The following is a 25,748-nucleotide window of genomic DNA, read 5'->3' on the forward strand; positions in this document are numbered from 1 at the left end:
ACGGCCGCGCCCGATCCGGCTGGGCGGTCCGGGCGGCCGGCGGGTCCCGCCACCCGCGAGGCCGCAGTGCTCACGGCGGCCCGGGTCGGGGAGGGCTCGGTGCTCCGCCGGTCGGATCGCGGCACGGGTCCCCGGAGACGCGCCCGATCAGTAGACTGACTCCGATATGGCTGAGTACATCTACCAGATGGTCCGCGCCCGCAAGTCGGTCGGCGACAAGCTGATCCTCGACGACGTCACGATGTCGTTCCTCCCCGGCGCCAAGATCGGCGTCGTCGGGCCGAACGGTGCGGGCAAGTCGACGATCCTCAAGATCATGGCGGGTCTCGACCAGCCGTCCAACGGCGAGGCGAAGCTCTCGCCGGGCTTCACCGTCGGCATCCTCATGCAGGAGCCCGAGCTCGACGAGTCGAAGACCGTCCTCGAGAACGTGCAGGAGGGCGTCGGCGAGATCCACGGCAAGATCACGCGCTTCAACGAGATCTCCGCGCTGATGGCCGAGCCGGACGCCGACTTCGACTCGCTCCTCGCCGAGATGGGCACGCTGCAGGAGGAGATCGACGCGGCTGACGCGTGGGACCTCGACTCGCAGCTCGAGCAGGCGATGGCCGCGCTCCAGTGCCCCCCGGGGGACGAGCTCGTGACCCACCTCTCCGGTGGTGAGAAGCGCCGCGTCGCGCTCTGCAAGCTCCTGCTGCAGAAGCCCGACCTGCTGCTCCTCGACGAGCCCACCAACCACCTCGACGCCGAGTCCGTGCTCTGGCTCGAGCAGCACCTGCAGCAGTACCACGGTGCCGTCCTGGCCGTGACCCACGACCGGTACTTCCTGGACCACGTCGCCCAGTGGATCGCCGAGGTCGACCGCGGCCGTCTCTACCCGTACGAGGGCAACTACTCGACCTACCTCGAGAAGAAGCGTGCCCGTCTCGAGGTCCAGGGCAAGAAGGACGCCAAGCTCGCGAAGCGCCTGTCCTCCGAGCTCGACTGGGTCCGCAGCAACACCAAGGGCCGTCAGGCGAAGTCGAAGGCCCGTCTCGCCCGCTACGAGGAGATGGTGACGGAGGCCGAGCGCACCCGGAAGCTCGACTTCGAGGAGATCGTCATCCCGGTGGGCCCGCGTCTGGGCTCGCAGGTCATCGACGCCGAGAAGCTCCACAAGCAGTTCGGCGACCGCGTCATCATCAGCGACCTGTCCTTCACGCTGCCCCGCAACGGCATCGTCGGCGTCATCGGCCCGAACGGTGTCGGCAAGACGACGCTGTTCAAGACGATCGTCGGCCTCGAGCCCCTCGACGGCGGCACGCTGAAGATCGGCGAGACGGTCGACATCTCCTACGTCGACCAGAGCCGTGGCGGCATCGACCCGAACAAGAACCTGTGGGAGGTCGTGTCCGACGGCCTCGACTACATCCAGGTCGGCAAGACCGAGATCCCGTCGCGTGCCTACGTCTCGCAGTTCGGGTTCAAGGGCCCGGACCAGCAGAAGCGCGCCGGCATCCTCTCCGGTGGTGAGCGCAACCGCCTGAACCTCGCGCTGACGCTCAAGCAGGGCGGCAACCTGCTGCTCCTCGACGAGCCGACGAACGACCTGGACGTCGAGACCCTCGGCAGCCTCGAGAACGCACTCCTCGAGTACCCCGGGTGCGCCGTCGTGATCACCCACGACCGGTGGTTCCTCGACCGCATCGCGACGCACATCCTCGCGTGGGAGGGCCTGAACGAGGACGGTACGCCGAACTGGTACTGGTTCGAGGGCAACTTCGAGGCCTACGAGGAGAACAAGATCGAGCGCCTCGGTGCCGATGCGGCGAAGCCCGGCCGCGCAACGTACCGCAAGCTCACGCGCGACTGACCCGTGGCGAGGCTGCACGTCCCGGTCCGTCTGCGCTGGAGTGACATCGACGCGTACGGCCACGTGAACAACTCCGCGATGCTGCGTCTCCTCGAGGAGGCGCGCATCGCGGGGTTCTGGGGGCACGAACCGTCCGAGGCCGACGGGTCGGGCGAGCTGCCGGATCCGATCATCGACGGCCGCCCGGGTTCCGGGACGATGACGGTGATCGCGGCCCAGCGCCTCGAGTACCTCGCGTCGATCCCGTACCTGCGTCGACCGCTCGACGTGCACCTCTGGATCGGCCGCATCGGTGGTGCGAGCCTCGATGTGTCCTACGAGGTCTGGTCGCCCGCCGGCGTCGAGCCGGCCGTGCTGTACACCCGGGCCACCACGGCTCTGGTCATGGTGGACGCCGAGACGAACCGGCCGCGACGTCTCACCGACGCCGAGCGTGCCGCGTGCGAGCAGTACGCCGAGCCTCCGGTCGAGTTCGCTCGCCCGTAGGTCGCCGCCCGCCGCTCCCGGTCCGGCTTCGGCCCGCCGCAGGCTTCGCGGCCGAGCGCCCGGTCGGCTCCGCACAACGGAAAGCACCTCGCGCCACGGAACGCCGTGGCGCGAGGTGCTTTCCGTTGTGCGCGAGCACGCCGCACCGCGCTATCACGCGCCGGCACCGCGGGCCGGCGCCCACGCGCCCCCGCCGCTCACCGCGGCACGCGCATCATGCCCTCCTGGGCCACCGACGCGAGCAGGCGCCCGTCCCGCGCGAACATCCGTCCGAACGCGAGCCCCCGCCCGCCCTGCGCGCTCGGTGACTCCTGCGCGTACAGCACCCACTCGTCCGCGCGGGCGTCCCGGTGCCACCACATCGCGTGGTCGAGGCTCGCGAGCTTGACGCCCGGCGTGCCCCAGGCCATCCCGTGCCGCCGCATGATCGGCTCGAGCAGGGACAGGTCGCTCGCGTACCCGAGGACCGCGCGGTGCAGCGCCGGCTCGTCTGGCAGCGCACCCTGCACCCGGAACCACACGGCCTGGTGCGCCACGTGCTCGCCCTGCACGTCGACGAACACCGGACCCTCGACGTGCCGCAGGTCGATCGACCGCTCCGCCCACGCCTGCGCGACCGGGTCGTCGATCGGCGCGAGGATCGACGCCGCCGACGGCAGGGTCTCGGGATCGGGGATGTCGACCGGGAACGGGTCCTGGTGCTCGACGCCCTCGTCGGGGCGCTGGAACGACGCGATCATCGAGAAGATCGGCACCCCGCGCTGGTACGCCTGCACGCGTCGTGTGGCGAACGAGCGGCCGTCGTGGATGGTCTCCACGCCGAAGGTGATCGGCACGTCGGTGTCGCCGGGGCGCAGGAAGTACCCGTGCATCGAGTGGATGTCCCGACCCTCGATGGTGTGCTGCGCGGCGACGATGCACTGCGCCAGGACCTGTCCGCCGAAGACCCGGCCGCCGGGCGACCAGTGGCTCGCCCCGGTGAGGATCGTCTCGCCCGTGCTGGCCCCGGTGTCCTGGAGTCGGAGGGTGCTGAGGAAGTCGGGTTCGCCGCGCATCCCCGCAGTCTACGAACGTCGCCCCGGTAGGATCGGCGGTGACATGGGCACCTCGTTCACGCTTCCCGACGCCGCCTCGCTCGGCGACCTCCGCACCTACCTCGGACGGGCTGCCCGCATCGAGGACGGATCCGTCCGGCTCGTCGCCGACTCCGGTGTCCTCGCGGTCTACACGGCGATCCTCTACCCGCTCGGCCTCCTCGACGAGCTGCCGACGGTGCTGGGGCTCCGCACGTTCTCCCTCGCCGGCACGGCCAGCATCGACGCGGTGGTCCCGCTCGCCTCGCTGCAGGAGCGCTTGCGCCTGCTGGGCGAGCAGCACGAGGCCGACCGGGCCGAAGGGGCCGACCCGACCCGCGCGACCCCGGTCGAGGTGGAACTGCCGCACGAGGTGCACACCGTGACCTGGGCGGCGATCTCCCCGCCCCGTGGCGGCTGGGTGCCGCTGCCCGACGTCTCCCCGGAGCTCCTCCGCCGGGCCGCCCGTGACGGCATCGCCGAGGTGGCCGACGCGGTCCCCTCGAACGCGGGCGAGGCGATCGTCCGCCGCATCCGTTCCGAGGTCTGGGGCCGTCCGGTCCCCGGCATCGAGCACGTCCCGGCCGGTGCCGGGTTCGCGGGGGAGAGCCTCGGCTTCCTCGGGCACGACCCCGTCCGGCTGTTCGAGACCGGCCCGTGGAGCCGCCTCACGACCTCCCGCGGCCACGTGCTCGTGAAGCGTCGCGCCTGGTCCCTGAGCGTCTGAGCTCCTCCGTCCACCGCGCCCCAGGGCTGCCGTGGTTGGGTGTCGCCATGCACGTCTTCCTCACCGGCGCCTCCGGCTACATCGGCTCCTCCGTCCTGCGCGCGCTCGTCGCACACGAGCACGAGGTCACCGCCCTCGTCCGGTCCGACCAGAAGGCGCAGGCCGTCCGCGACGCCGGCGGCCGCGCCCTCGTGGGCGACGTGACGGACACCGACGTCGTGCGGCGGCTCGCGCACGAGGCCGACGCCGTCGTGCACACCGCGTCGGCGTCCGGGGTCGACCCCGACTTCACCGCGACCGTCCTCGAGGCGCTCGCGGGCACGCCGAAGCCGTTCGTGCACACGGGCGGCATCTTCACGTTCGGCGCATCGACGACGATCACCGAGGAGTCCCCGGTGGCCCCGCCCGCCCTGACCGCGTGGCGTGCGCCCATCGAGGCGGCGGTCCGCGCGAGCGAGGTACGCACCACGATCGTCGCGCCGGGCATCGTCTACGGCCGGGGCGCGGGCATCCCGGCGATGTTCGTCGGCGACGGCGAGCACGAGGTGCGGCTGGTCGGCGACGGCTCGCAGCGCTGGACGACGGTGCACATCGACGACCTCGGCGAGCTGTACGTGCTCGCCGTCCACCGCGCGGAGCAGGACGGGTACGTCGTCGCGGCGTCCGGCGACAACCCGACCGTGCGCGAGATCGCCGAGGCGGGCGCGCACGGCTCGCCGGTCGTCGCGGAGGACGTCGACGCGTCGCGGGCGCGGCTCGGGGCCGACTTCGCGGACGCGCTGCTGCTGCACCAGGAGGCCACCGGGGAGCACGCGCGCTCCGCCTACGGCTGGCACCCCACGCGGCCTGCGCTGGTGGACGACCTGACCGACGGCTCCTACGTGCGCTGAGCGGGTCCCTCGCGACCGCGACGAGACGACGGACGGGAGGCGCGGTGCGGGCCCGCACCGCGCCTCCCGTCCGTCACCGCTCGCGTCGACGACGTGAGCCGGTCGACCCGTCGGATCGCCCGACACCGGCCCGCAGGTCAGTCGAACGTGTTCGTCATGGCGTGGGCGGCTCGCTCCAGGTAGTCCCACAGCTCGGCCTCGTCGAGCGGCGCGAGGTCGAGCGACCCGACGGCGTCGTGCATGTGGAGCAGCCAGCGCTCGCGGGCCTCGGGCGTGATGCGGAACGGGTTGTGCCGCATCCGGAGCCGCGGGTGTCCGCGTTCCTCGCTGTACGTGCCGGGGCCGCCCCAGTACTGCTGCAGGAAGGCCGACAGACGCCAGATCGCGCCCTCGAGGTCGTCGGCCGGGTACATCGGCCAGATCACGTCGTCGCGCTGGACGCCCTCGTAGAAGCGCCGGACGAGCCGGTCGAACGTCGGAGCGCCCCCGATCCGCTCGTACAGCGAGCCCGTCGCCGACGCCCCGTGCTCCCCGACCCGCAGCGTGATCGGCTGCGCGGGGCCCCCGCCCGCCACGGGCAGGGCGCCGCCGGGGCCGCCGCCAGCCAGGGGCAGGCCGCCGGTTCCTCCGGTCGGGGGCGCGGGCTCGCTCACTGGTGGTCCTTCCCGGCGTCCGGCTCGTCGGTGCGGATCGCGCGTCCGAACAGGTTGCCACGCCTGCCGCGGGACTTCGTCGGCGCGGGCGTCGGCTGGGTCCGGACGGTGCGGAGCCCGTTTATCGAGGTGGCGTTCTCCCAGCCCTCGGGCATGATCATCGCCATCGCAGGGAGCGTCACCCCGAGCTCGTCCACCGAGCGCTTGAGCCGGACACGCAGCTCGCGGCCGACGACGTCGAGCTCGGACGCGCGGGTCTTGACGACGAGCCGGAAGACCATGCCCGCGTCGCTGACCGACTGCAGGCCCCAGATCTCCGGCTTCTCGACGATGCGCTGGCGCCAGCGCGGCTCCTGCGACATCCGGACCGCGGCGGCGAGCAGGGCGTCCTGCACGGCGTCGATGTCGGTGTCGTACGGGACGGTGATGTCCACGAGCACGCGGGACCAGCCCTGCGACAGGTTGCCGACGCGCAGGATCTGCCCGTTCGGGACGAACCACAGGATGCCGTTCACGTCGCGGATCTGCATGACCCGGAGGCCGACGTTCTCGACCACACCGGTGGCGGGGCCGGTGTCGACGACGTCGCCCACACCGGCCTGGTCCTCGAGGATCATGAAGACGCCGGACAGCAGGTCCTTCACGATGCTCTGCGCACCGACCGCGAGGCCCGCCGCGATGAGGGACGCACCACCGACGATGCCGACCGCGGCGTTCGGCAGCACGAGCGGGATGATGATCGCGAGCGCGATGAGCACGACGATGACGGTCGCCAGGTTCTCGAGCACGCTGCCGAGCGTGCGGGTGCGCTGCACGACGCGGGCGGTCTGCACGGGGGAGGCGACGAGGGCCTGGGTGTCGTCGACGTTCTGCCGACGCTTCGCCCCGCTCACCACCCGCGCCACGACGCCCTTGATCGTGTGGCGCAGGAGGAGCCGGACGACGACCGCCGCGAGCAGGGTGATGACGATCACGATCGGCACGTGCCAGGTGTCGACGAACTGGGTGAAGGTGTTCGACATCCACTTGGGGACGTCGTCGGTCGAGGTCGCAGCCAGGTTCATGATCCGATCGATGCTAGAGGGCGGGGCCTCGGCGACCCCTGAGGATCACCGAGGCCCCGCCCGTGCGTGGTCGTCCGACGCAGGTCAGGCGTCGGCCGCCTGGACGCGCAGCGCGCGCTCGGTGCCGGCCAGGTTCTCCGTCACGATGCGGCGGAGCGCCGGGGTCTCCGGGTGCGCCTCGAGCCAGGCCGTCGCGGCGTCGCGGAGCTCGACCGAGGCGAGCGGTGCCGGGTACAGCCCGGTGACGATCGTGTCGGCCATGTGGTAGCTGCGCTCGGCCCAGATGCGGGTGAGCACGTCGAAGTACTTCGCCACCAGCCCCTCGAGCACCACCGGGCTGTTCGTGTGCTGGAAGCCCATCGTCGTCTGGCGCACGATGGCGTTGGGCAGCTCGTCGGAGTCGACCAGCGAGGAGAACGCCGCGAGCTTGCCCTCGGCGGTGGGGATCGTCGCACGGGCGCGTGCGGCGGCCTGTTCACCCGACGCGGTCTTGTCGGCGGCCAGCTCGGCGTCGACCTCGGCGTCGCCGGCAGCACCCGCGAGGACCAGGCCCTCGAGCAGCTCCCAGCGCAGGTCGGTGTCGATCTCGAGGCCCGGCAGCGTGACCGACCCGTCGCGGAGGCCCTGCAGGGTCGCGACGTGCTCCGGCGTGGACGCGATCTGCGCGAAGAACTTCACGAACTGGAACTGCGCGTCGGAGCCGGACTCGGCCGAGGACGCCAGCTGCCAGAGCGTGTCGCCCACCGTGCGGACCGTGGCGTCGACCTTCTCCGGCGCCACGTAGTTGCGGGCGGTCAGCAGCAGCTGCGAGAGCGTGGTGCGGATCGTCGTCGACTCGGTCTCGGTCGCGATGTTGCCGAGCACGAGCCGGACGTAGTCGCTCGCGGCGGACTCGGCGTCGCGGGTGGCGTCCCACATCGCACCCCACACGATCGAGCGGGCGAGCGGGTTCGCGATCGCCGCGAGGTGCTCGATCGCGGTGCGGCGGGACTGCTCGTCGAGCCGGATCTTGGCGTACGCCAGGTCGTCGTCGTTGAGGAGCACGAGGTCGCCGCGGTGCACGCCGACGAGCTCGGGGACCTCGGTACGGGCGCCGTCGACGTCGATCTCGACGCGGTGCGCGCGCTCGAGCTTGCCGCCGGCGGACGCGGCGTCGGCACCGAACGGAGCCGTGGCGTCCTGCGTGACGGCGTAGACGCCGATCGCCAGGCGGTGCGGACGGAGCGTCGGGTGGTCGGCCGGGGCCTCCTGCAGCACGGCGAAGGACGTGATGACGCCGTCCTCGTCGACCTCGATCTCGGGGCGCAGGGTGTTCACGCCCGCCGTCTCGAGCCAGAGCTTCGACCACTCGGACAGGTCGCGGCCACTGGTGGCCTCGAGCTCGACGAGCAGGTCGCGGAGCTCGGTGTTCCCGTGGTGGTGCTTCTTGAAGTACGCCGAGACGCCGGCGAAGAAGGCGTCGATGCCGACCCACGCGACGAGCTGCTTGAGGACCGAGCCGCCCTTCGCGTACGTGATGCCGTCGAAGTTGACCTGGACGTCCTCGAGGTCGTTGATCGTCGCGACGATCGGGTGCGTCGAGGGGAGCTGGTCCTGGCGGTAGGCCCAGGACTTCTCCATCGCCTGGAACGTGGTCCACGCTTCGGTCCACTCGGTGGCCTCGGCGGTCGCGATGGTCGACGCCCACTCGGCGAACGACTCGTTGAGCCACAGGTCGTTCCACCACTTCATGGTGACGAGGTCGCCGAACCACATGTGCGCGAGCTCGTGCAGGATCGTGACGACCCGGCGCTCCTTGATCGCGTCGGTGACCTTCGACCGGAACACGTAGGTCTCGGTGAAGGTGACCGCGCCGGCGTTCTCCATCGCACCGGCGTTGAACTCCGGCACGAACAGCTGGTCGTACTTCTCGAAGGGGTAGGCGACGTCGAACTTCTCCTCGAAGTACGCGAAGCCCTTCTTCGTGGTCTCGAACACGTACTCGGGGTCGAGGTACTCGGCGAGCGAGCGGCGCGCGAAGACACCGAGCGGGATCGTCCGGCCGTCACGGCTCGTCAGCTCGTCGCGCACGACCTCGTACGGGCCGGCGACGAGCGCGGTGATGTAGCTCGAGATGCGGGCCGTCGGCGGGAACGCCCACGTGGCGACCTCGCCGTCGACGTGCGGCTCGGGCGTCGGCGCGTTCGAGACGACCTGCCAGCGGGCCGGTGCGGTCACGGTGAAGGTGAACTCGGCCTTGAGGTCGGGCTGCTCGAACACCGCGAACATGCGGCGGGAGTCCGGGACCTCGAACTGCGAGTACAGGTAGACCTCGTCGTCGACGGGGTCGACGAAGCGGTGCAGGCCCTCGCCCGTGTTCGTGTAGAGCGCGTCGGCGACGACGACCAGCTCGTTCTGCTCCTGCAGGTCGGCGAGCTGGATCCGGACGCCGTCGTTCACCGCGGCCACGTCGAGCGCGGTGCCGTTCAGGGTGACCGAGTGCACGGTCTTCGTGATCGCGTCGATGAACGTCGACGCGCCGGGCGTCGCGGTGAACCGGACACGCGTGGTGCTGCCGAAGCTCTCGGCGCCGCGGGTCAGGTCCAGCTCGACGTCGTACGTCTGCACGTCGACGATCGCGGCACGTTCCTGGGCTTCGGTTCTGGTGAGGTTCTCTCCGGGCACGGACGCTCCAACTTCGCTGGCGGCGCGGACGATCGATGTCCGCGGTGTGGGGAGTCCCGGCACGGCGTCGTGCGCCGTCGGGACGATGGGATCAGCCTAGCGAGCGCGCGTACGCTCGCATCGTGACCGAGACGACTGTGGACAACACCGAGACGACCCCGACCGCCGTGGAGTTCTGGTTCGACCCGAACTGCCCCTGGGCCTGGATGACGAGCCGCTGGGTCGGCGAGGTCGCCCGCCACCGGGACCTCGACGTGACGTGGAAGGTGATGAGCCTGTTCGTCCTCAACGAGGACCAGGACATCCCGGACGAGTACCGCGAGCGGATCGTGAAGGGGCAGCTCTACCCGCGCATCGTCACCGCCGCGAAGCTCCGTCACGGCCAGGAGGTCGTGAAGCCGCTGTACGACGCGCTCGGCGAGCACGTCCACCACCGCCAGGAGTCCGACCCCGAGCAGGTCGTGCCCGCGGTGCTCCGCGAGCTCGACCTCGAGGCGGACCTGCTCGAGTACGCCTGGACCGACGAGGTCGACCAGGCCGTGCGCGCGAGCCACCAGGACGGCATCGACCGGGTCGGCCAGGACGTCGGCACCCCGGTGATCGCGGTCGAGGGCACCGCCTTCTTCGGTCCGGTCATCTCGCCGGCACCGAAGGGCCAGGAGGCGCTCGACCTCTGGGACGGCGTCGTCGCGGTCGCGAAGGTCCCAGGATTCTTCGAGCTGAAGCGCTCCCGCACGGTCGGCCCGGTCTTCGACACGGTCGAGCAGCCCGCCGGCTGACCGGCGCGACCCACGGACGGACGGGAGGCGCGGTGCGGACCGGCACCGCGCCTCCCGTCCGTCCGTGGTGGCGTCGCGACCCGCGCGCGCGTCGCGGGGGCGCGCCGCGGTCCGTCAGTCCAGCTGCAGCCGCATCAGGGTGAGGTCGAGCCACCGGTCGAACTTGCGGCCGACCTCGGGGACCACGGCGACCGTCGCGAAGCCGAGCCGTTCGTGGAGCGCGATCGAGCCGGTGTTCGTGCTGCAGATCCCCGCCACCATGACGTGGCGGTCCTCGTTCCGAGCGCGGGCCACGAGCGCGGCCATGAGCGTGGAGGCGACGCCCCGGCCGCGGAGGTCCTCGACGACGTAGACGCTGTGCTCGACGGTGTGCCGGTAGCCCGGGTGCGGCCGCCACTGCGAGTACGTGGCGTAGCCGGCGACGCGGCCGTCGACCTCGGCGACGAGCACGGGCCACCCGTCGCCCTGCCGCTCGGCGAGCCAGCCGTCGAACCACGCGCGCGGGTGCGGGACGTCCTGCCAGATCGCCGTCGAGTGCAGCACGGCGTCGACGTGCAGCGCGTGGACGACGTCGAGGTCGGCCGGGGTGCAGTCGCGGACCAGGGCCGGGGCTGCTCCGTCCGTCGCATATGCTGTCGTCATGTCTCAGATCGTAGACGACTCGGCGGCGACCACGGAACCCGCCGACGTGTCCGAGAACGCCGACGACGCCGCCCAGCGCCACCTGGGGGAGCGGTTGCAGCGCCTCCGGACCGAGCGGCGGTGGAGCCTCACGGAGCTCGCCGAGGAGTCGGGCGTCTCGCGGGCGATGATCAACCGCGTCGAACGCGGGGTGTCGAGCCCGACGGCGACGATCCTCGGGCGGTTGTCCGGCGCGTTCGGGCTCACCGTCTCCCAGCTCCTCGACGAGTCCCTCGAGCACGACGTCCCACGCACGGCCGACCCCGACGCCGCGCGGGGTGTGCAGCGCGGGGCGACCGCGGACTCGTGGACCGACCCGGAGACCGGGTACCGCCGCCGCCCGGTGTCGAGCGCCGCCTTCCCCGCGGACGTCACCGAGGTCCGCCTGCCCGCCGGCCGCGAGGTCGCGTACCCGGCGAGCGCCTACGCCTTCCTGCGGCACTGCATCTGGGTCGTCGACGGGGTGCTCGAGGTCGTCGCGGGCGGTGACGTCACCCGGTTGGCGGCCGGCGACCGCATCGAGCTCGGCGACCCGGCCGACGTCGTGTACCGCAACCCCGGTGACGAGCCGGTCCGGTACGTCGTGGTGGTGGTCCGCGCGGCGTAGCGGCACCGTCGGCACCGGCGGAGCGGCGGCCCGTCGGGCGGTCCGTCGGGCGGCGGAGCTGGCCGCGACGCGGGAATATGATCGGGGCATGCGCATCCACCTCGGAACGGACCACGCCGGCCTCGAGTTCACCAAGACCCTCGCCCAGCACCTCACCGAGGCCGGACACGAGGTCGTCGACCACGGTCCCACCGAGTACGACGCGCTCGACGACTACCCCTCGTTCTGCATCAACGCCGCGCACGCGGTCGTGCAGGACCAGCGCGCGGGCGTCCCGGCGCTCGGCGTCGTGTTCGGCGGCTCCGGCAACGGCGAGCAGATCGCGGCGAACAAGGTCGCGGGCATCCGGGCGGCGCTGGTGTGGAACGAGTCCACCGCGCTCCTGGCCCGGCAGCACAACGACGCGAACGTCATCTCGATCGGCGCCCGCCAGCACACCGAGGACGAGGCGATGCGCTTCGTCGACCTGTTCGTCGCCGAGCCCTTCTCCGGCGAGGAGCGCCACGCCCGCCGCATCGCCCAGCTGGCCGAGTACGAGACGACGGGGCACATCGCCGGTCGGCAGATCGACGAGTAGGCCGGGTAGACAGGACCGATGCCCGAGGGTCACTCCGTCCACCGCATCGCGAACCAGTTCGACCGGCACTTCGTCGGCAAGCGCTGCGAGGTCTCCAGTCCACAGGGGCGGTTCGCCGCCGGTGCCGCGCAGCTCGACGGCAAGCGCATGGTCGCTGCGCGTGCCGTGGCGAAGCAGCTGTTCCTCGAGTTCGAGGACGACCTGTTCCTGCGCGTGCACCTCGGGTTGTACGGGGCGTGGGACTTCGCGGGTGTGATCTCCTCCGCCGAGGCGCTGTCCGAGGACGGTGACGGCGAGGAGTCCCTGTCGTCGATCGGTGCGCCGCGGCTCGCGCGCTACCGGATGGCCGAGCAGGAGAAGGTCGAGGACCCGATCGAGTCCTTCCCGCCGGACCCCGTCGGACAGGTGCGCGTGCGGCTCCTCACCGAGGACACCGTCGCCGACCTGCGCGGACCGACCGCGTGCGTGGTCGAGGACCCGGCGGGCGTGCAGCGGGCGCTCGACAAGCTCGGCCCGGACCCGATCAACGACGACGGACCCGAGGCCGAGCGCACCTTCGTCGAGAACGTCCGGAAGCGGAACGTCGCGATCGGGCAGCTGCTCATGGACCAGTCGGTCGTCGCCGGCATCGGGAACATCTACCGCGCCGAGCTGTTGTTCCGGCAGCGCATCGACCCGTACAAGCCGGGCAAGAAGATCACCGTGAAGCAGGCGAAGGCGCTCTGGCAGGACTGGTCGACGCTCCTGCACGCGGGCGTCCGCGACGGGCTGATGCTCACGATGGACGACCTGTCGCCGGCCGACCACGCCAAGGCGGTCCGCTCCCGCAAGGACCGGCACTGGGTGTACCACCGCCAGGGCGAACCCTGCCGGGTGTGCGGTACCGAGATCCGGATGGCGGACATGGCCGGACGCAAGCTCTACTGGTGCCCGAAGGACCAGAAGTAGCGCCCGCTACCGGTCGAGGTACGTCCAGCGCCCGGCGACCGCGGTGCCGAGCACGCGCATCGTGCGGAGCGTCGCCGACGATGCACCGAGCGGGTCGGTCGGCACGAGCACGAGGTCCGCGACGTCACCGACGGCGACGCTCACGCGGCCGTCCGTCGACCCGCGCCACGCGGCGAGTGGCGACATCCGCTGCTCGGGGTGCCACGGCTCGCGGCCGTCCCGGTCCCGTCCGACCGCGGCCGCCATCGCGATCCACGGGTCGAGCGGTGCGACGGGCGCGTCCGAGCCGAGCCGCATGCGCGCGCCGGCCCGCTCGAGCGCGGCGAACGGGAACGCGCGCCCGGTCCACCCGGCCCAGTACCGGTCGGCGACGTCACGGTCGTCCATGGCGTGCTCGGGCTGCACCGACGCGACGACGCCGAGCCGCGCGAACCGGTCGACGTCCTCGTCGAGGAGCAGCTGCGCGTGCTCGACGGTCCCGCGCGCACCGACGGTCTCGAAGGCGTCGAGTGCGAGGCTGACCGCCCGGTCGCCGATCGCGTGCACGGCCGGCAGGAGCCCGCCGTCGACGGCCCGGCGGAGCAGTGGGACGAGGTCCTCGGGCGCCCACGTGAGCAGTCCGGCGCCGTCGGCGGTCGCCGCGGTCCGGGTGCCGAGCGAGCCGTCGGTGATGACCTTGAACGGCCCCATCGTGAGCAGGCCCCGGGTGCCGGGCACGACGTCGCCGGTGCGCAGGCCCCGGGCGAGCAGGTCGTCGAGCTCGGCCGGGTAGACGCCCGACGCGACGCGGATGCCGTCCGTGCCGGCCGCGATCCGGCGTGCCCACCGGTCGAGTCCGAAGACCATCTCGAGGTCGACGACCGCGGTGACCCCGCGGGTCGTCGCCGCCTCGACCGCATCGGACACGGCGGCGTCGAGCACCGTGTCCGGCACGCGGGAGAGCGCGCCGGTCACGTCGAAGGCGTCCTGCTCGCGCAGGACGCCGTCCTCGCCGGCCGGCAGGGCCCGCCCGAGCACGGCGGCGAAGTGCGCGAGGGCGATCGCGTTGCACCAGACCGCGTGCAGGTCCGCGCTCACCACGACGACCGGGAGGCCCGGTGCGGCCTGGTCGAGCAGCGTGCGTCGGGCGGGGCGCGGCCAGGTCCCGTCGCGGTACCCGTGCCCGACGAGGACCGAGCCGTCGCGCACGCCGGTGGCCGCGACCGCGAGGCGGTCGGCGGCGGCCTCGGCGGTGGTGCAGTCCGCGACGTCGACGCGGCCGCGCACGAGGGCCCACTGGTCGAAGTGCACGTGGTGGTCCACCAGGCCGGGGCCGAGCCAGGCGCCGTCGGTCTCGACCACCTCGGTGTCGGTGCCCTCCGGCACGTCGACGGTCCCGGTGGGCGCGATCGCGGTGACCCGCCCGTCGACGACCAGGACGTCGGCGGGGGCGCCGGTGGTGCCCACGCGGCGGACGGTGCGGAGCAGGGTCGCGGTCACCGTGCCTCCCGTCCGTCCGCGCGCACACCGCGCACCCGGTCCATCTCGTCGGCGAGCGCCGGGGCGGCGTACGGGCCGTCGCCGCGCAGCGCCTCGACGATCCGGTCGACCACCTCGGGGGCCTTGTTCTGCGAGAGCTTGGCGCGGGCGTCGAAGCGGGTGACACGGATGCGGATGCCGACGGTGCCCTTCGCGATCCGGCGGGCGGTGTCGAGGTCGACGTCGAGGGAGGTCGGCTCCGGCATGACCTGCTCGAAGTGGTCGACCAGCTCGCCGAGCACCCGGAGGTTCTCGTCGTCGGACAGGACCTCCGGCGTGCCCCACAGGTGCGCGGTGACGTGGTTCCAGGTCGGCACGAACTGCTCCGGTGGGTACCAGGCGGGGGAGACGTAGCCGTGCGGGCCCTGGAACACGACGAGCACCTCGTGGCGACCGAGCTCGTGCGCGACCTCGTCGGGACGGCCGACGTGCGAGACGAGCACGATCGCGTCCGGGTCGTCGTCGGGGCCGGGTGTCTCGAGCAGCACCGGGTAGTGCGAGGCGACGACGCCCGCCTCGGTGGACGACACGATCGTCGCCCAGGGGTTCTCGGCCACGACGCGCTTGACCTCGGTGACGTCGGTCATCAGGAAGTGGGGTGTGTGCCGCATCCGACGAGCGTGGCACATGCCAGGCTGGTCGGTATGGAGAAGCGCGCCGCGTACGAGTCCGTCCTGCCCTACGTCCGCGAGTGGATCGGGTACAAGGTGTGGCAGCTCCGGCTCCCCGGGGTGCAGGTCGCCGTCGGGTTCGAGGGCGAGGAACTGTTCGCCGAGGCCTGGGGCTACGCCGACGTCGAGGCCGGCCGCCGCCTGACCACCACCGACCTGTTCCGGATCGCCTCGCACTCCAAGACCTTCACGGCGACCGCGCTGCTCCAGCTCGCCGACGCCGGACGGCTGCGGCTCGACGACACGGTCGGGTCCTTCGTGCCGGCCCTCGTCGACGCCGGCTCCCCGGTCGCGGACGCCACGGTCCGCGAGCTCATGGAGATGGGCGGCGGGGTGGTCCGTGACGGTGCCGACGGCGACCACTGGGCCCTCGCGCACCCCTTCCCGGACGCCGAGCAGCTCGTCGCACTCGTCGTCGAGGGTGGCGCGAAGGTGCCCGTCGGCTCCGCGTTCAACTACTCGAACCTCGGCTACGGCCTGCTCGGGCTCGTGGTCGAGGCCGTCACCGGTACCACGTACGCCGAGCACGTGCGCGCGGCGATCGTCGAGCCGCTGGGCTTGACCGGCACCGGACCGGAGTTCGACCCGGCCCGCGAGGACGAGTTCGTCGTCGGCTACACGGGCCTGCACACCGCCCGCACCCGGCAGCGGGTGCCGCACGTGACGACCGGGGCGCTCGCCGCGGCCACGGGGTTCCACGGGACCGCCTCGGACCTGGTGCGGTACTTCTCGGCGCACGTGCCCGGTCGCGGTGACCTGCTGTCCGACCACGCGAAGCGCCTGGCGCAGCGGAAGGCCTGGAGCGCCCTCGACACCGACCCCGCAGCGCGCGGGTACGGCGCCGGTTTCATCGTCGACCGGATCAACGGGCGCGAGGTCCGCGGGCACTCCGGTGGCTTCCCCGGCCAGATCACCCAGTCGGTGTTCGACCCGGCGTCGTCGCTCGTCGTCTCGGTGCTGACGAGCAGCGCGACCGGCCCCGCGGGGATGCTCGCGAACGGCATCGTGCACCTGCTCGACACCGCGGCCGACGAGCACCCGGCCGGCCCCGACCTGCCGGCGGACGTCGACACCTCCCGGTACACGGGACGCTTCACCACGTTCGAGGGCATCACCGACTTCGCCCGCGTCGGCGGCCGGCTGCTCGCGATCGACCCGACCCAGCCGGTGCCGACCGAGTCCCCGGTCCGGCTCGACGTCGTCGACGCGGACACCCTGCGGATGGCTGCCGGCAACCGCTTCGGCTCGATCGACGAGCTCGTCACGTTCACGCGCGACGAGTCCGGCGCGGTCGTCTCGGTGCGGGGCGACAGCGGCATGACCCACCGCCCGTGGTCCGTCCCCGAGGAGACCCCCGAGGTCGCCGCCGCCCTCGTCTGACCCGCGGCCGCCCGCCCCCGGACCGCGGCGGCGACGATGGGCTGTGGGCCGCGGCGGCGACGGCAGGACACGCGTCGTCCGTGACGATCCCGGTGCCAGATCCCCGGGGATCGCACACCGAGATCGTCACTGGCGCGATCGATCGTCACGGGCGCGATCGATCGTCATCCGGCAGGGGCAGGACCCACGGGTCCGGACGGTCGGTCCTCGGGGGCGTCACCCGCGCCAGCGCGCGCCGCATCGAGCTGGCCCTCGCGAAGCCGAACGCGGTCGCGACGGACTCCTCGTCGAGTCCGTCGTCCAGGGCACGACGGATGCGGAGCGAAAGGAACCACCGGCGCAGGGCGTCCGGGGTGCAACCGGTCGTGGCGCGGAACCGCCGCTCCGCCGTGCGACGGGATCCGCGCACCGTCGTCCTGAGCACGTCGGCGACCGAGCGTGCCGCGCTGCTGCCGGTGTCGGTGTCGGTGCCGGGGCCGGAACCGGTGCCACCGCAGGTCCCGGTGTCGGCGAACAGCGCGTCGATGCACCGCAGCAGGCCGTTGTCCGTCAGGTACGCCGGCGGTTCGTCGCGCAGGACCGCGATCACCACGGCGCGGGCGAGCGTGTCGCGCTGCGCCGCCGCCCAGCGCTGGCCGGTCAGCGCCTCGACGTGGGCGAGTGCCCGGACGACGTCCTCGGACAGTGCGTCGACCGGTCGGGTGCGCAGGGGGCGGGTGAGGTCGAGGGCCTCGTCGGCGAGCGGGCTGGCCCGGACGCTGCCGACGTGCACCCCGGTGGCGTGGAACGGGTCGAGCGGTGTGCCGTCCGGCGCGGGCAGGGGTCCGGGCGCCGTCCCCACCCTGACGCCGGTGCACACCGCGGCTCCGGCTGCGGCTCCGGCTCGGCTTCGGCTTCCGGTTCCGGTCCCGCTCCTCGCCCCGGTGCCGCTCGCGGGCACGAGCAGTGCGCTGCCGGGTCGCACCAGTTCGGCCCCGCCGTGCCACGCCACCCACACCGTCGTGTGCGTCGAGCTGGCGACCCACCGGAGGCCGTGCGACGGCGGGAGGTCGAGCGCCCAGTCGCCGTCGGCGCTGGACACCTCACGGTCGTACCGGACGTCGAGCCCGACGACGTCGAGCAGGGCGGCGAGTGCATCGGTCATGCACCGACCGTGGCACCGCGGCGCGCGACGGACACCGGGTCGGGAGCGGTCTGTGGAGGAACCGGGGGTGGGGACAACCCCACCACGAGTCCGGGAGGCGGCAGGATGGGGCTCGAGCCCGCGCTCCGCGAGGCTTGCACCATGACCGAAACCGACCGCCTCGACCAGGCCGAGACCGTCCCGCTGGACGACACCTCCGCCGCGTCCGACCAGGCACGCACCGTCCCGCTCGACGGCGCCGTGCCGCAGGGAGCCACGAAGCCCGTGCCCGAGCAGCCCGTGCCCGAGCAGCCCGTGCCCGAGCAGCGCGCGCCCGAGCAGCGCGTGCCCGAGCAGCCCGCGGCCGCACCGGCCGGGTGGTCGGAGACGCCCGCCGTGGGGTCGCTCGGTGGCCGAGGCGGATCGGGCACGACCGCGGGCGCGTTCTACCGGGACGCCTGGCGTCGCCTGCCGCGCGACTTCGGGTACATGGCGCTCACCGCCGTGCTGCTCTGCACGCTCTACGCGGCGTTCCCGGCGGCGCTCCTCGGCGGCGGGTTGCGCGACCTCTTCAACCCGTTCGTCCTGCTCATGTTCTTCATCGCGCTCTTCGTCGCGCGGTGGATCGGGCAGTTCGAGAAGGTCCGCATCGGCTGGGCCGACCCGCGGCCGATCCGCCCGGTCGACTGGACCCCGCGCTGGCAGCAGAACTGGTGGACGCGCACGGGCTCGGCGGTGGCCAACCCGCACTACTGGCTGTACCTGCTGCACGCGGTGGTCGTGTACCCGCTCGCGGCGCTCATCACGGTCGGCACCGGCGTGCTGTTGGCCGTCGGGTTCACCTGGCCGATCGCCGTCGGTGGGCTGTTCCTCGTGAACGACGTCCGGTCCGGTTACTCCGGGCCCACCGAGGCCAGCTTCGTCATCGGTGTCGCCCTCGCCGGACTGCTGTCGATGGCCGCCTCGGTCGTGCTGCTCCCGCTGTGGTCCCGCGGCTCCGTGCTCGCCCACTACTGGATCGACTTCGGCCTGCTCGGCGGGTTCCGCGCCGAGCAGCTCGAGCAGCGGGTCGCCGGACTGCAGGCCTCCCGTGCCGGCGCCGTGACGGCCGAGGGCCAGGCGCTCCGACAGATCGAGCGGGACCTGCACGACGGCCCCCAGCAGCGCCTGGTCCGGCTCCGCATGGACCTCGCGGCAGCCGAGCGCGCGATGGACCGCGACCCGGCGAAGGCGAAGCAGCTCATCGTCGAGGCGACCGAGCACGCCAAGGACGCCCTCGACGAGCTCCGCGCCCTGTCCCGCGGCTTCGCCCCGCCGATCCTGCTCGACCGCGGACTCGTCGCCGCCCTCGAGGCGCTCGTCGCCCGCACCCCGATCCCGGTCGGCCTCGACGTTCGCCTGCCCGAGGGACTCGAGCTCGGCACCGAGATCCAGCGCAACGTGTACTTCACCGTCAGCGAGCTCCTCACGAACACGACGAAGCACGCCGGCGCCTCGGCCGCGGGCGTCTACCTCGGGCTCATCGTCGACGCGTCCGGCGTCTGGTACCTCACGGTCAGCGTGACCGACGACGGTCGCGGGGGAGCGCGCCCGCAGCAGGGCCACGGCATCGAGGGGCTGATGGGACGCATGCGTGCCCTGGACGGCGAGCTCATCGTGAACAGCCCCGACGGCGGCCCGACCGAGGCCACCGCGCGGATCCCGCTCGGTGCCCTGAACGGCGTGCCCACCGCACGCGCCTGAGCCCGGGGAGCGACACCGCTCCCACTAGGCTGGTCGGCATGAGCGACGGCCCGGATGCAGCACGCATCCGGGCCGTCGTCGTCGACGACGCCGTCCTCCTGCGCGAGGGGCTGTCCCGCGTGCTCGACGAGGCCGGCATCGACGTCGTCGGGCAGTACGCAGACGCGGATTCCTTCCTCGCGACCCTGCCGCACGACGCCCCCGACGTGGTCGTGATGGACGTCCGGATGCCGCCGACCTTCACCGACGAGGGGGTCCGCGCCGCCGTGCAGACCCGCCGCACCGCCCCGGGCACGGGTGTCCTCCTGCTCTCCCAGTACGTCGAGGCCACCTACGCCGAGGAGGTCCTCGCAGCCGGCGCCACGGGCATCGGCTACCTGCTCAAGGACCGCGTCACCCGACTCGACGAGATCGACGACGCCGTCCGCCGCATCGCCGCCGGCGGCACCGTGCTCGACCCCGAGGTCGTCACGCAGCTCATGGGCCGCCGTCGGGACCCGCTCGCCGCCCTGACGCCCCGCGAACGCGACGTCCTCGGGCTGATGGCCGAGGGCCGCACGAACGCCGCGATCGCCCGGACGCTCGTCATCGGCACCGGCGCCGTCGAGAAGCACGTCACGAGCATCTTCGGCAAGCTCGGGCTCGAGGACACCGGCGCCGACCACCGCCGCGTCCTCGCCGTCCTGGCGTACCTCGGCTGACCGGCCCCGACCGTGCCCGTCCACCCGTGACCCGCGTCCCCGCACCGCTGCTGGCGCTCGCCGCGATGGTGTCCGTGCAGCTCGGTGCCGCGACGGCGAAGACCCGCTTCGACGAGGTCGGCTCGGTCGGTGCGGCGACGCTCCGGCTCGTGATCGGCGCCGTCGTCCTCGTGCTGGTGGTGCGTCCGCGCGTCCGGCACTGGACCCGGGCGCAGTGGACCGCGGCGGTGCTGCTCGGCCTGGCGCTCGGCGGCATGAACGTCCTCATCTACGTCGCGTTCGCGAGCATCCCGATCGGCGTCGCGGTGACGATCGAGTTCCTCGGCCCCCTGGCGCTGTCGCTCGTGCACACCCGGCGGTGGCGGGACGTGACGTGGGCGGCGCTCGCACTCGCGGGCGTCGTGCTCCTCGGCGTCGGGCCCTCCGCGGTCACCGCGGTGGGTGGTGTCCTCGCGGCGATCGCGGCCGCGGCCTGCTGGGCGGGCTACATCGTGATGAACCGCCGGGTCGGTGCCGCGATCCCGGGGGTCGACGGCCTCGCGGTGTCGATGGTCGTCGCGATGCTCGTGTCGCTGCCGTTCGGCCTCAGCACCGCGGCCGAGGGCGTCGTCGCCGACCCGTCGCTGCTCCTCGTGTTCGGCGGTGTCGCCGTGCTGTCCAGCGTGCTGCCCTACGCCCTCGAGATGTCCGCGCTGCGCCGCATGCCGACCCGGGTGTTCGGCGTGCTGCAGAGCCTCGGTCCGGCGATCGCCGCCCTCGCCGGACTCGCGATCCTGCGCGAGGCGCTCTCGACGCTCGAGGTCGTCGCGCTCGCCTGCGTCACCGCGGCGAGCGTCGGCGTGACGCTCACCGCGCGGCGTCGGCGCGGGTCCGGTCCGACAGGCGCTCCCTCGGACGCCTGACCCCTCGCGTCGCGCACGGGACGGCCGGGAGGCGCGGCTCGAGTCGCACGGTCGGCTCACGGTCCGTCCCGCGTCGGCCGGGAGGCGCGGACCGCGTCACACCACCGGCCCACGCCCGCCCCGTGGCAGCCGGGAGCAGCGTCGCCGCGACGTCGGGATGCACGCCGCCGCGCCGGACGCTCGCCGGGCGGGCGACCGCACCACGTCGTGGACGCACGCGGCGAAGGCGGACCGCAGCCGCGCCTCCCGGCCGGTCCGTCGGCGCCGTGGCGCCGCGCTACTCGGCGCGCAGGAAGTCGGCGTACGTCGGCTCCGACCGGTCGCCGGACAGGAGCGCGGGGTCGTTCACCCGGCGTTCGACGAACGCGGCGACGACCTCCGGCGGGGTCAGCACGTGCGCCACCCAGGACGGCACCTCGGTCTTCTTCACGGTGCCTCCTCGGGTCGTGGCGCAGACGAACTACTCGATGATTGAGTAGTTCGGCCACTCCGTGTCCACCGAACGATCCTCGGGTGCGGGCCGGAAGTCAACGCGGTGCGTCAGGGGGACGGCCGTCGGTCCGTTCTGTCCGCAGAGCGCGGTGCTTCACGGCGGATCGCCAGACCCACGCGTCCGCCTGTTGTCCGAACTGCGCCCACTCGACCAGGACGGCGTCGCGGGTCCAGCTCTTCGCGAAGCCCTTCACGCGGATGTGGAACGTCGGGAACTGCACCCAGGCCCAGACCGGCGACGGGGTGACGGCGTGGCAGACGTCGGGCCCGCGGGCGTCCTCCGACAGGGAGTAGGCGCGCGGGCGTTCGACCTCCGGGTGTTCCGGGGGCTGCCACCGGTTCTCGCGACGCCGTCCCACGACGGTATTCGAACGTGTGTTCGAACCGGCGTCAAGTCCGGCGCGCGGCACTGCGGGCGGTGGATCGGCGGTGGGGCGTGTCGGCGCCCGCGAGGGGAGCGCGGGAGGCGCAGCTGCGGGTCGCCACCGGGACGAGCAACCGACGACCGTGCGGAGCACCGGCTCGATCGGACCACCGCCCAGCGACACCAGGACGAGCAACCGACGACCGTGCGGAGCACTGGAAGACACAGAGGGGATGACGGGAATCGAACCCGCGTGGCCAGTTTGGAAGACTGGGGCTCTACCATTGAGCTACATCCCCGCGCAGCGACCGTGATCGCAGCGCCACCATCGTAGCGGACGAAGCCCCACCGACATGCCACCTCGCGTCACGCTCCCGCCGACCGATGCCGACGCGCGGACGATCCGGCGCTCACGGGTGGCCTCGTTCCTGCTCCTGACGGCCGCCGCGGTGGTGTTCTCGCTCCGGCCGGAGGTGTTCGGCGACCCGCAGGGCGCACCGTGGCACGCCGTGCTGCACGTGTGGCGGATCGTCGTCGGCATCGTGCTCGTGGTCGCCGCGCTCGGGGTGCAGGTCGCCGTGGGTGTGCAGTGGCGACGGGTGCTCCGGCGACGTGCCGAGGGCGATGCGGACGGGCCCGCCACGCCGCCCGGGAACCAGTCACCGACGGACCGCTAGACTCGTCGCGGTCGTGCGTGCCCTCGTGGTGCGCGCGACGACCCTGGCCCAGTCACGGGGCGTAGCTCAGCTTGGTAGAGCGCCCGCTTTGGGAGCGGGAGGTCGCAGGTTCAAATCCTGTCGCCCCGACCAGGTCCACTCGAACGTCAACCAACAGGAGTACATCCCTTGGCCACCAGCACCGTCGACAAGGTGAGCGACACCCGCGTCAAGCTCACCGTGAACGTGACGCCGGAAGATCTCAAGCCGAGCATCGACCACGCGTACAAGCACATCGCCGAGCAGATCAACATCCCCGGCTTCCGCAAGGGCAAGGTCCCGCCGGCCATCGTCGACCAGCGTGTCGGCCGCGGCGAGGTCCTGAACCACGCCGTCGGCGACGCGATCGACACCTTCTACCGCCAGGCGGTGGAGGAGCAGGAGCTGCGCATCCTCGGCCGTGCCGAGGCTGACGTCGCCGAGCTCCCGAACGTGAAGGACTTCACGGGCGACCTCGTCCTCACCTTCGAGGTGGACGTCCGCCCCGAGTTCGACCTGCCGAAGTACGACGCGTACGAGCTGACGGTCGACGCGGTCGAGGTCTCCGACGACGAGATCGAGGAGGAGCTGCAGAACCTGCGCACCCGCTTCGGCACGCTCGTCACGGTGGACCGTCCGGCCAAGACCGGCGACTTCGCCCAGATCGACCTCACCGCGACCATCGGTGACGACGAGGTCGACTCGGCCACCGGCGTCTCCTACGAGATCGGCTCGGGCGACCTGCTCGAGGGCATCGACGAGGCGCTCGAGTCCCTGACCGCCGGCGAGTCGACGACCTTCGAGTCGACCCTGGTCGGTGGCGACCGCGAGGGCGAGACCGCCCAGATCGCGGTCACCGTCACCGCCGTCAAGGAGCGCGAGCTCCCCGAGGCCGACGACGAGTTCGCCCAGATCGCCAGCCAGTTCGACACGATCGACGAGCTCAAGGCCGACCTCAAGGAGCAGATCGCCAAGTCCAAGACCTTCGGTCAGGGCGCGGCGGCTCGCGACAAGCTCGTCGAGAAGCTCATCGAGGACGTCGAGATCCCGATCTCCGCGCAGCTCATCGAGGACGAGGTGCACCGTCACCTCGAGCAGGAGAACCGTCTCGAGGACGAGGAGCACCGCAAGGAGGTCTCCGAGTCCAGCGAGAAGGCCTTCCGCTCGCAGATCCTCCTCGACGCCATCGCCGAGCAGGAGCAGATCCAGGTCTCGCAGGAGGAGCTCACGCAGTACCTCATCCAGGCCGCTGCGCAGTACGGCATGGAGCCCGCCGAGTTCATCAAGGTGATCGACCAGAACGGTCAGATCCCGGGCATGGTCGGCGAGGTCGCCCGCTCGAAGGCGGTCGCGACCGTCCTGTCGAAGGTGACCGTCAAGGACACCAACGGCGACGCCGTCGACCTCTCCGCCTTCACGGCGGGTGTCGCGCAGGAGCCGGCCGCCGACGAGGCGTCCGACGCCGACGAGGCCGCGGAGTCCGACGCGAAGTAACGCGCGCACGTCACGGACGGGAGGCACGGTGCCAGCTGGCACCGTGCCTCCCGTCCGTCGTCCGGCGCGGTTCCCGCGCCGTCCGCACCGCCCACAGCGAACAGGGGCGAAGTGCTGCGTTGCACCCGATAAGTTCGACATCAAGCGACAACTGAACGGGAGCTTTTCCATGGCCGAAGCGACACTGAGCCCCAGTGTTTTTGACCGCCTTCTGAGAGACCGGATCGTGTGGCTCGGCTCCGAGGTCCGCGACGACAACTCGAACGAGATCGCAGCCAAGCTGCTGATGCTCGCCGCCGAGGACCCTGAGAAGGACATCTACCTCTACATCAACTCGCCCGGTGGCTCGATCACCGCCGGCATGGCGATCTACGACACGATGCAGTTCGTGCCGAACGACATCGTCACCGTGGGCATCGGCCTGGCCGCCTCGATGGGCCAGTTCCTGCTGTCCTCGGGTACCCCGGGCAAGCGCTACATCACCCCGAACGCCCGCGTGCTCCTGCACCAGCCGTCCGGTGGCTTCGGCGGCACCGCTGCCGACATCCAGACGCAGGCCAAGGTCATCCTCGACATGAAGCAGCGGATGGCGGAGCTCACGGCCGAGCAGACCGGCAAGTCGATCGAGCAGGTCCTCAAGGACAACGACCGCGACAACTGGTTCACGGCGCAGGAAGCCCTCGAGTACGGCTTCGTCGACCACCTCCGCGCCTCGAGCGCCGAGGTCGTCGGTGGTGGCGGCACCGTGGGTGACGGCGAGACGCCGACCGCGGCCGCCGAGCCCGACTCCCACTGACCACCACCGAAGAGAAGGAAACGAGAATGCACCTCCCCATGCTCGGTGGCGCGCAGAACGTCCCGGCTCCGTCCGATCGCTACATCCTCCCCAGCTTCGAGGAGCGCACGGCCTACGGCTTCAAGCGTCAGGACCCGTACGCGAAGCTGTTCGAGGACCGCATCGTGTTCCTCGGCGTCCAGGTCGACGACGCGTCGGCCGACGACGTCATGGCCCAGCTGCTCGTGCTCGAGTCGATGGACCCGGACCGCGACATCGTGATGTACATCAATTCGCCCGGTGGCTCGTTCACCGCGATGACGGCGATCTACGACACGATGCAGTACATCCGCCCGCAGATCCAGACGGTCTGCCTCGGTCAGGCCGCATCGGCCGCGTCGGTGCTCCTCGCTGCCGGTACCCCCGGCAAGCGTCTGGCGCTGCCGAACGCCCGGGTGCTCATCCACCAGCCCGCCGTGCAGCAGGGTGGCGGTCAGGCGTCGGACATCGAGATCCAGGCGGCGGAGATCCTCCGCATGCGCACCTGGCTCGAGGAGACGCTGTCGAAGCACTCGAACAAGACGGCGGCCGAGGTCAACAACGACATCGAGCGCGACAAGATCATGTCGGCGCAGGAAGCCCTCGAGTACGGCCTGATCGACCAGGTCCTCACGAGCCGCAAGAACCTGCCGGCGCTCGTCAAGTAGCGGGCCACGACGAAGGCCCCGCACCGTCCGGTGCGGGGCCTTCGTCGTGCGCGGGGTGCGTGCGGGTCGCGTCCGTCGCGTGGTGCGACGTGCCGGACGGGAGGCGCGGTGCGGGTCCGGTGCGTCGGTGCCGGTCGACGTCGGTGCCGGTCGTCGTCGGTGCACGTCGGCGTCGTTGCACG

At 72.1% G+C, this 25,748-nt stretch carries 26 protein-coding genes and 2 tRNA genes; 17 read left to right on the forward strand and 11 right to left on the reverse strand.

The window, feature by feature from the left end:
- Positions 1-166: 166 nt before the first annotated feature.
- Together ettA and BEP24_RS03065 are read left to right on the forward strand one after the other, a co-directional pair.
- Entirely contained in the window at positions 167-1,852 is a 1,686-nt protein-coding gene (gene ettA / locus BEP24_RS03060; RefSeq protein WP_065960139.1) for an energy-dependent translational throttle protein EttA, read from the forward strand.
- A 3-nt stretch (positions 1,853-1,855) separates the two neighbouring features.
- Complete coding sequence (locus tag BEP24_RS03065) at positions 1,856-2,338, forward strand: thioesterase family protein (RefSeq protein WP_065960141.1); 483 nt, start codon at positions 1,856-1,858, stop codon at positions 2,336-2,338.
- Between the two features lie 197 nt (positions 2,339-2,535).
- Here the strand turns inward: BEP24_RS03065 and BEP24_RS03070 are convergent, their stop codons facing one another.
- The gene (locus BEP24_RS03070) at positions 2,536-3,393 is read right to left on the reverse strand and encodes an acyl-CoA thioesterase II (protein WP_065960143.1); all 858 of its coding nucleotides are present in this window, start codon (positions 3,391-3,393) and stop codon (positions 2,536-2,538) included.
- 43 nt (positions 3,394-3,436) lie between these two features.
- On the opposite strand from BEP24_RS03070, the gene BEP24_RS03075 reads away from it, so the two are divergent.
- Positions 3,437-4,138 carry a hypothetical protein gene (locus BEP24_RS03075; protein ID WP_065960144.1) on the forward strand — a complete coding sequence of 234 codons (702 nt, stop codon included), beginning with the start codon at positions 3,437-3,439 and terminating at the stop codon, positions 4,136-4,138.
- Between the two features lie 47 nt (positions 4,139-4,185).
- Entirely contained in the window at positions 4,186-5,028 is an 843-nt protein-coding gene (locus BEP24_RS03080) for an NAD(P)H-binding protein (protein WP_065960146.1), read from the forward strand.
- A gap of 137 nt (positions 5,029-5,165) precedes the next feature.
- Here BEP24_RS03080 and BEP24_RS03085 read toward each other — a convergent pair whose 3' ends face one another.
- From BEP24_RS03085 to pepN, 3 genes are all read right to left on the reverse strand, one after another.
- A complete protein-coding gene (locus BEP24_RS03085) occupies positions 5,166-5,570 on the reverse strand; it encodes a globin (RefSeq protein WP_065960262.1) in 405 nt (134 codons plus the stop codon).
- Between the two features lie 107 nt (positions 5,571-5,677).
- Positions 5,678-6,745, reverse strand: a complete 1,068-nt coding sequence (locus BEP24_RS03090) for a mechanosensitive ion channel domain-containing protein (RefSeq protein ID WP_065960149.1) — start codon at positions 6,743-6,745, stop codon at positions 5,678-5,680.
- Between the two features lie 84 nt (positions 6,746-6,829).
- Complete coding sequence (gene pepN / locus BEP24_RS03095) at positions 6,830-9,409, reverse strand: aminopeptidase N (RefSeq protein WP_065960150.1); 2,580 nt, start codon at positions 9,407-9,409, stop codon at positions 6,830-6,832.
- Between the two features lie 137 nt (positions 9,410-9,546).
- On the opposite strand from pepN, the gene BEP24_RS03100 reads away from it, so the two are divergent.
- A complete protein-coding gene (locus tag BEP24_RS03100; protein ID WP_065960153.1) occupies positions 9,547-10,188 on the forward strand; it encodes a DsbA family protein in 642 nt (213 codons plus the stop codon).
- A gap of 114 nt (positions 10,189-10,302) precedes the next feature.
- Here BEP24_RS03100 and BEP24_RS03105 read toward each other — a convergent pair whose 3' ends face one another.
- Positions 10,303-10,830 (reverse strand): GNAT family N-acetyltransferase, encoded by a 528-nt coding sequence (locus BEP24_RS03105; RefSeq protein WP_065960155.1) that lies wholly within the window; start codon positions 10,828-10,830, stop codon positions 10,303-10,305.
- Between BEP24_RS03105 and BEP24_RS03110 the strand changes: the two genes are divergently transcribed.
- The 3 genes from BEP24_RS03110 to BEP24_RS03120 all read left to right on the forward strand — a co-directional run bounded on the left by BEP24_RS03110 (position 10,829) and on the right by BEP24_RS03120 (position 13,001).
- Positions 10,829-11,476, forward strand: a complete 648-nt coding sequence (locus BEP24_RS03110) for a helix-turn-helix domain-containing protein (protein ID WP_065960156.1) — start codon at positions 10,829-10,831, stop codon at positions 11,474-11,476. The two genes, BEP24_RS03105 and BEP24_RS03110, sit on opposite strands and share 2 nt — an antisense overlap.
- An 88-nt stretch (positions 11,477-11,564) precedes the next feature.
- Entirely contained in the window at positions 11,565-12,053 is a 489-nt protein-coding gene (locus BEP24_RS03115) for a ribose-5-phosphate isomerase (RefSeq protein WP_065960159.1), read from the forward strand.
- Between the two features lie 18 nt (positions 12,054-12,071).
- Positions 12,072-13,001 (forward strand): DNA-formamidopyrimidine glycosylase family protein, encoded by a 930-nt coding sequence (locus tag BEP24_RS03120; RefSeq protein ID WP_065960161.1) that lies wholly within the window; start codon positions 12,072-12,074, stop codon positions 12,999-13,001.
- 6 nt (positions 13,002-13,007) lie between these two features.
- Here the strand turns inward: BEP24_RS03120 and BEP24_RS03125 are convergent, their stop codons facing one another.
- Entirely contained in the window at positions 13,008-14,480 is a 1,473-nt protein-coding gene (locus BEP24_RS03125) for an amidohydrolase family protein (RefSeq protein WP_065960163.1), read from the reverse strand.
- Entirely contained in the window at positions 14,477-15,130 is a 654-nt protein-coding gene (locus tag BEP24_RS03130) for an FMN-binding negative transcriptional regulator (RefSeq protein WP_065960164.1), read from the reverse strand. Before BEP24_RS03130 ends, BEP24_RS03125 begins: the two co-directional genes overlap by 4 nt.
- Positions 15,131-15,163: 33 nt before the next feature.
- Between BEP24_RS03130 and BEP24_RS03135 the strand changes: the two genes are divergently transcribed.
- Positions 15,164-16,570 carry a serine hydrolase domain-containing protein gene (locus tag BEP24_RS03135; protein WP_065960167.1) on the forward strand — a complete coding sequence of 469 codons (1,407 nt, stop codon included), beginning with the start codon at positions 15,164-15,166 and terminating at the stop codon, positions 16,568-16,570.
- Positions 16,571-16,715: 145 nt separating this feature from the next.
- Here BEP24_RS03135 and BEP24_RS03140 read toward each other — a convergent pair whose 3' ends face one another.
- Positions 16,716-17,714, reverse strand: coding sequence for a hypothetical protein (locus BEP24_RS03140; protein ID WP_065960168.1), 999 nt, complete (start codon positions 17,712-17,714; stop codon positions 16,716-16,718).
- A 141-nt stretch (positions 17,715-17,855) separates the two neighbouring features.
- Here BEP24_RS03140 and BEP24_RS03145 point away from each other — a divergent pair, with 141 nt between their 5' ends.
- From BEP24_RS03145 to BEP24_RS03155, 3 genes are read left to right on the forward strand one after another with little or no spacing between them, the layout of a single operon-like run.
- Positions 17,856-19,436 carry a sensor histidine kinase gene (locus BEP24_RS03145; protein WP_083230034.1) on the forward strand — a complete coding sequence of 527 codons (1,581 nt, stop codon included), beginning with the start codon at positions 17,856-17,858 and terminating at the stop codon, positions 19,434-19,436.
- Between the two features lie 38 nt (positions 19,437-19,474).
- Positions 19,475-20,137: a response regulator transcription factor gene (locus BEP24_RS03150; protein WP_065960171.1), complete on the forward strand. Its 663-nt coding sequence runs from the start codon at positions 19,475-19,477 to the stop codon at positions 20,135-20,137.
- A 26-nt stretch (positions 20,138-20,163) separates the two neighbouring features.
- A complete protein-coding gene (locus BEP24_RS03155; RefSeq protein WP_083230029.1) occupies positions 20,164-21,039 on the forward strand; it encodes an EamA family transporter in 876 nt (291 codons plus the stop codon).
- Positions 21,040-21,316: 277 nt separating this feature from the next.
- Here the strand turns inward: BEP24_RS03155 and BEP24_RS17375 are convergent, their stop codons facing one another.
- The 3 genes from BEP24_RS17375 to BEP24_RS03165 all read right to left on the reverse strand — a co-directional run bounded on the left by BEP24_RS17375 (position 21,317) and on the right by BEP24_RS03165 (position 22,194).
- Positions 21,317-21,469, reverse strand: a complete 153-nt coding sequence (locus tag BEP24_RS17375) for a hypothetical protein (RefSeq protein ID WP_171898710.1) — start codon at positions 21,467-21,469, stop codon at positions 21,317-21,319.
- A 97-nt stretch (positions 21,470-21,566) separates the two neighbouring features.
- Positions 21,567-21,890 (reverse strand): hypothetical protein, encoded by a 324-nt coding sequence (locus BEP24_RS03160; RefSeq protein ID WP_065960173.1) that lies wholly within the window; start codon positions 21,888-21,890, stop codon positions 21,567-21,569.
- A 233-nt stretch (positions 21,891-22,123) separates the two neighbouring features.
- A tRNA-Gly gene (locus BEP24_RS03165) sits at positions 22,124-22,194 on the reverse strand.
- A gap of 54 nt (positions 22,195-22,248) precedes the next feature.
- On the opposite strand from BEP24_RS03165, the gene BEP24_RS03170 reads away from it, so the two are divergent.
- The 5 genes from BEP24_RS03170 to BEP24_RS03190 all read left to right on the forward strand — a co-directional run bounded on the left by BEP24_RS03170 (position 22,249) and on the right by BEP24_RS03190 (position 25,566).
- Positions 22,249-22,572, forward strand: coding sequence for a hypothetical protein (locus tag BEP24_RS03170; RefSeq protein ID WP_139266469.1), 324 nt, complete (start codon positions 22,249-22,251; stop codon positions 22,570-22,572).
- 55 nt (positions 22,573-22,627) lie between these two features.
- A tRNA-Pro gene (locus tag BEP24_RS03175) sits at positions 22,628-22,704 on the forward strand.
- Between the two features lie 36 nt (positions 22,705-22,740).
- Positions 22,741-24,084, forward strand: a complete 1,344-nt coding sequence (tig, locus tag BEP24_RS03180) for a trigger factor (protein WP_065960176.1) — start codon at positions 22,741-22,743, stop codon at positions 24,082-24,084.
- A gap of 169 nt (positions 24,085-24,253) precedes the next feature.
- Positions 24,254-24,880 carry an ATP-dependent Clp protease proteolytic subunit gene (locus BEP24_RS03185; protein WP_065960178.1) on the forward strand — a complete coding sequence of 209 codons (627 nt, stop codon included), beginning with the start codon at positions 24,254-24,256 and terminating at the stop codon, positions 24,878-24,880.
- Positions 24,881-24,906: 26 nt separating this feature from the next.
- Positions 24,907-25,566, forward strand: a complete 660-nt coding sequence (locus tag BEP24_RS03190; protein WP_065960181.1) for an ATP-dependent Clp protease proteolytic subunit — start codon at positions 24,907-24,909, stop codon at positions 25,564-25,566.
- The last annotated feature ends 182 nt before the right edge of the window (positions 25,567-25,748 follow it).

This window comes from Curtobacterium sp. UCD-KPL2560, from assembly GCF_001705035.1.
In the GTDB taxonomy this organism is placed as follows: domain Bacteria; phylum Actinomycetota; class Actinomycetes; order Actinomycetales; family Microbacteriaceae; genus Curtobacterium.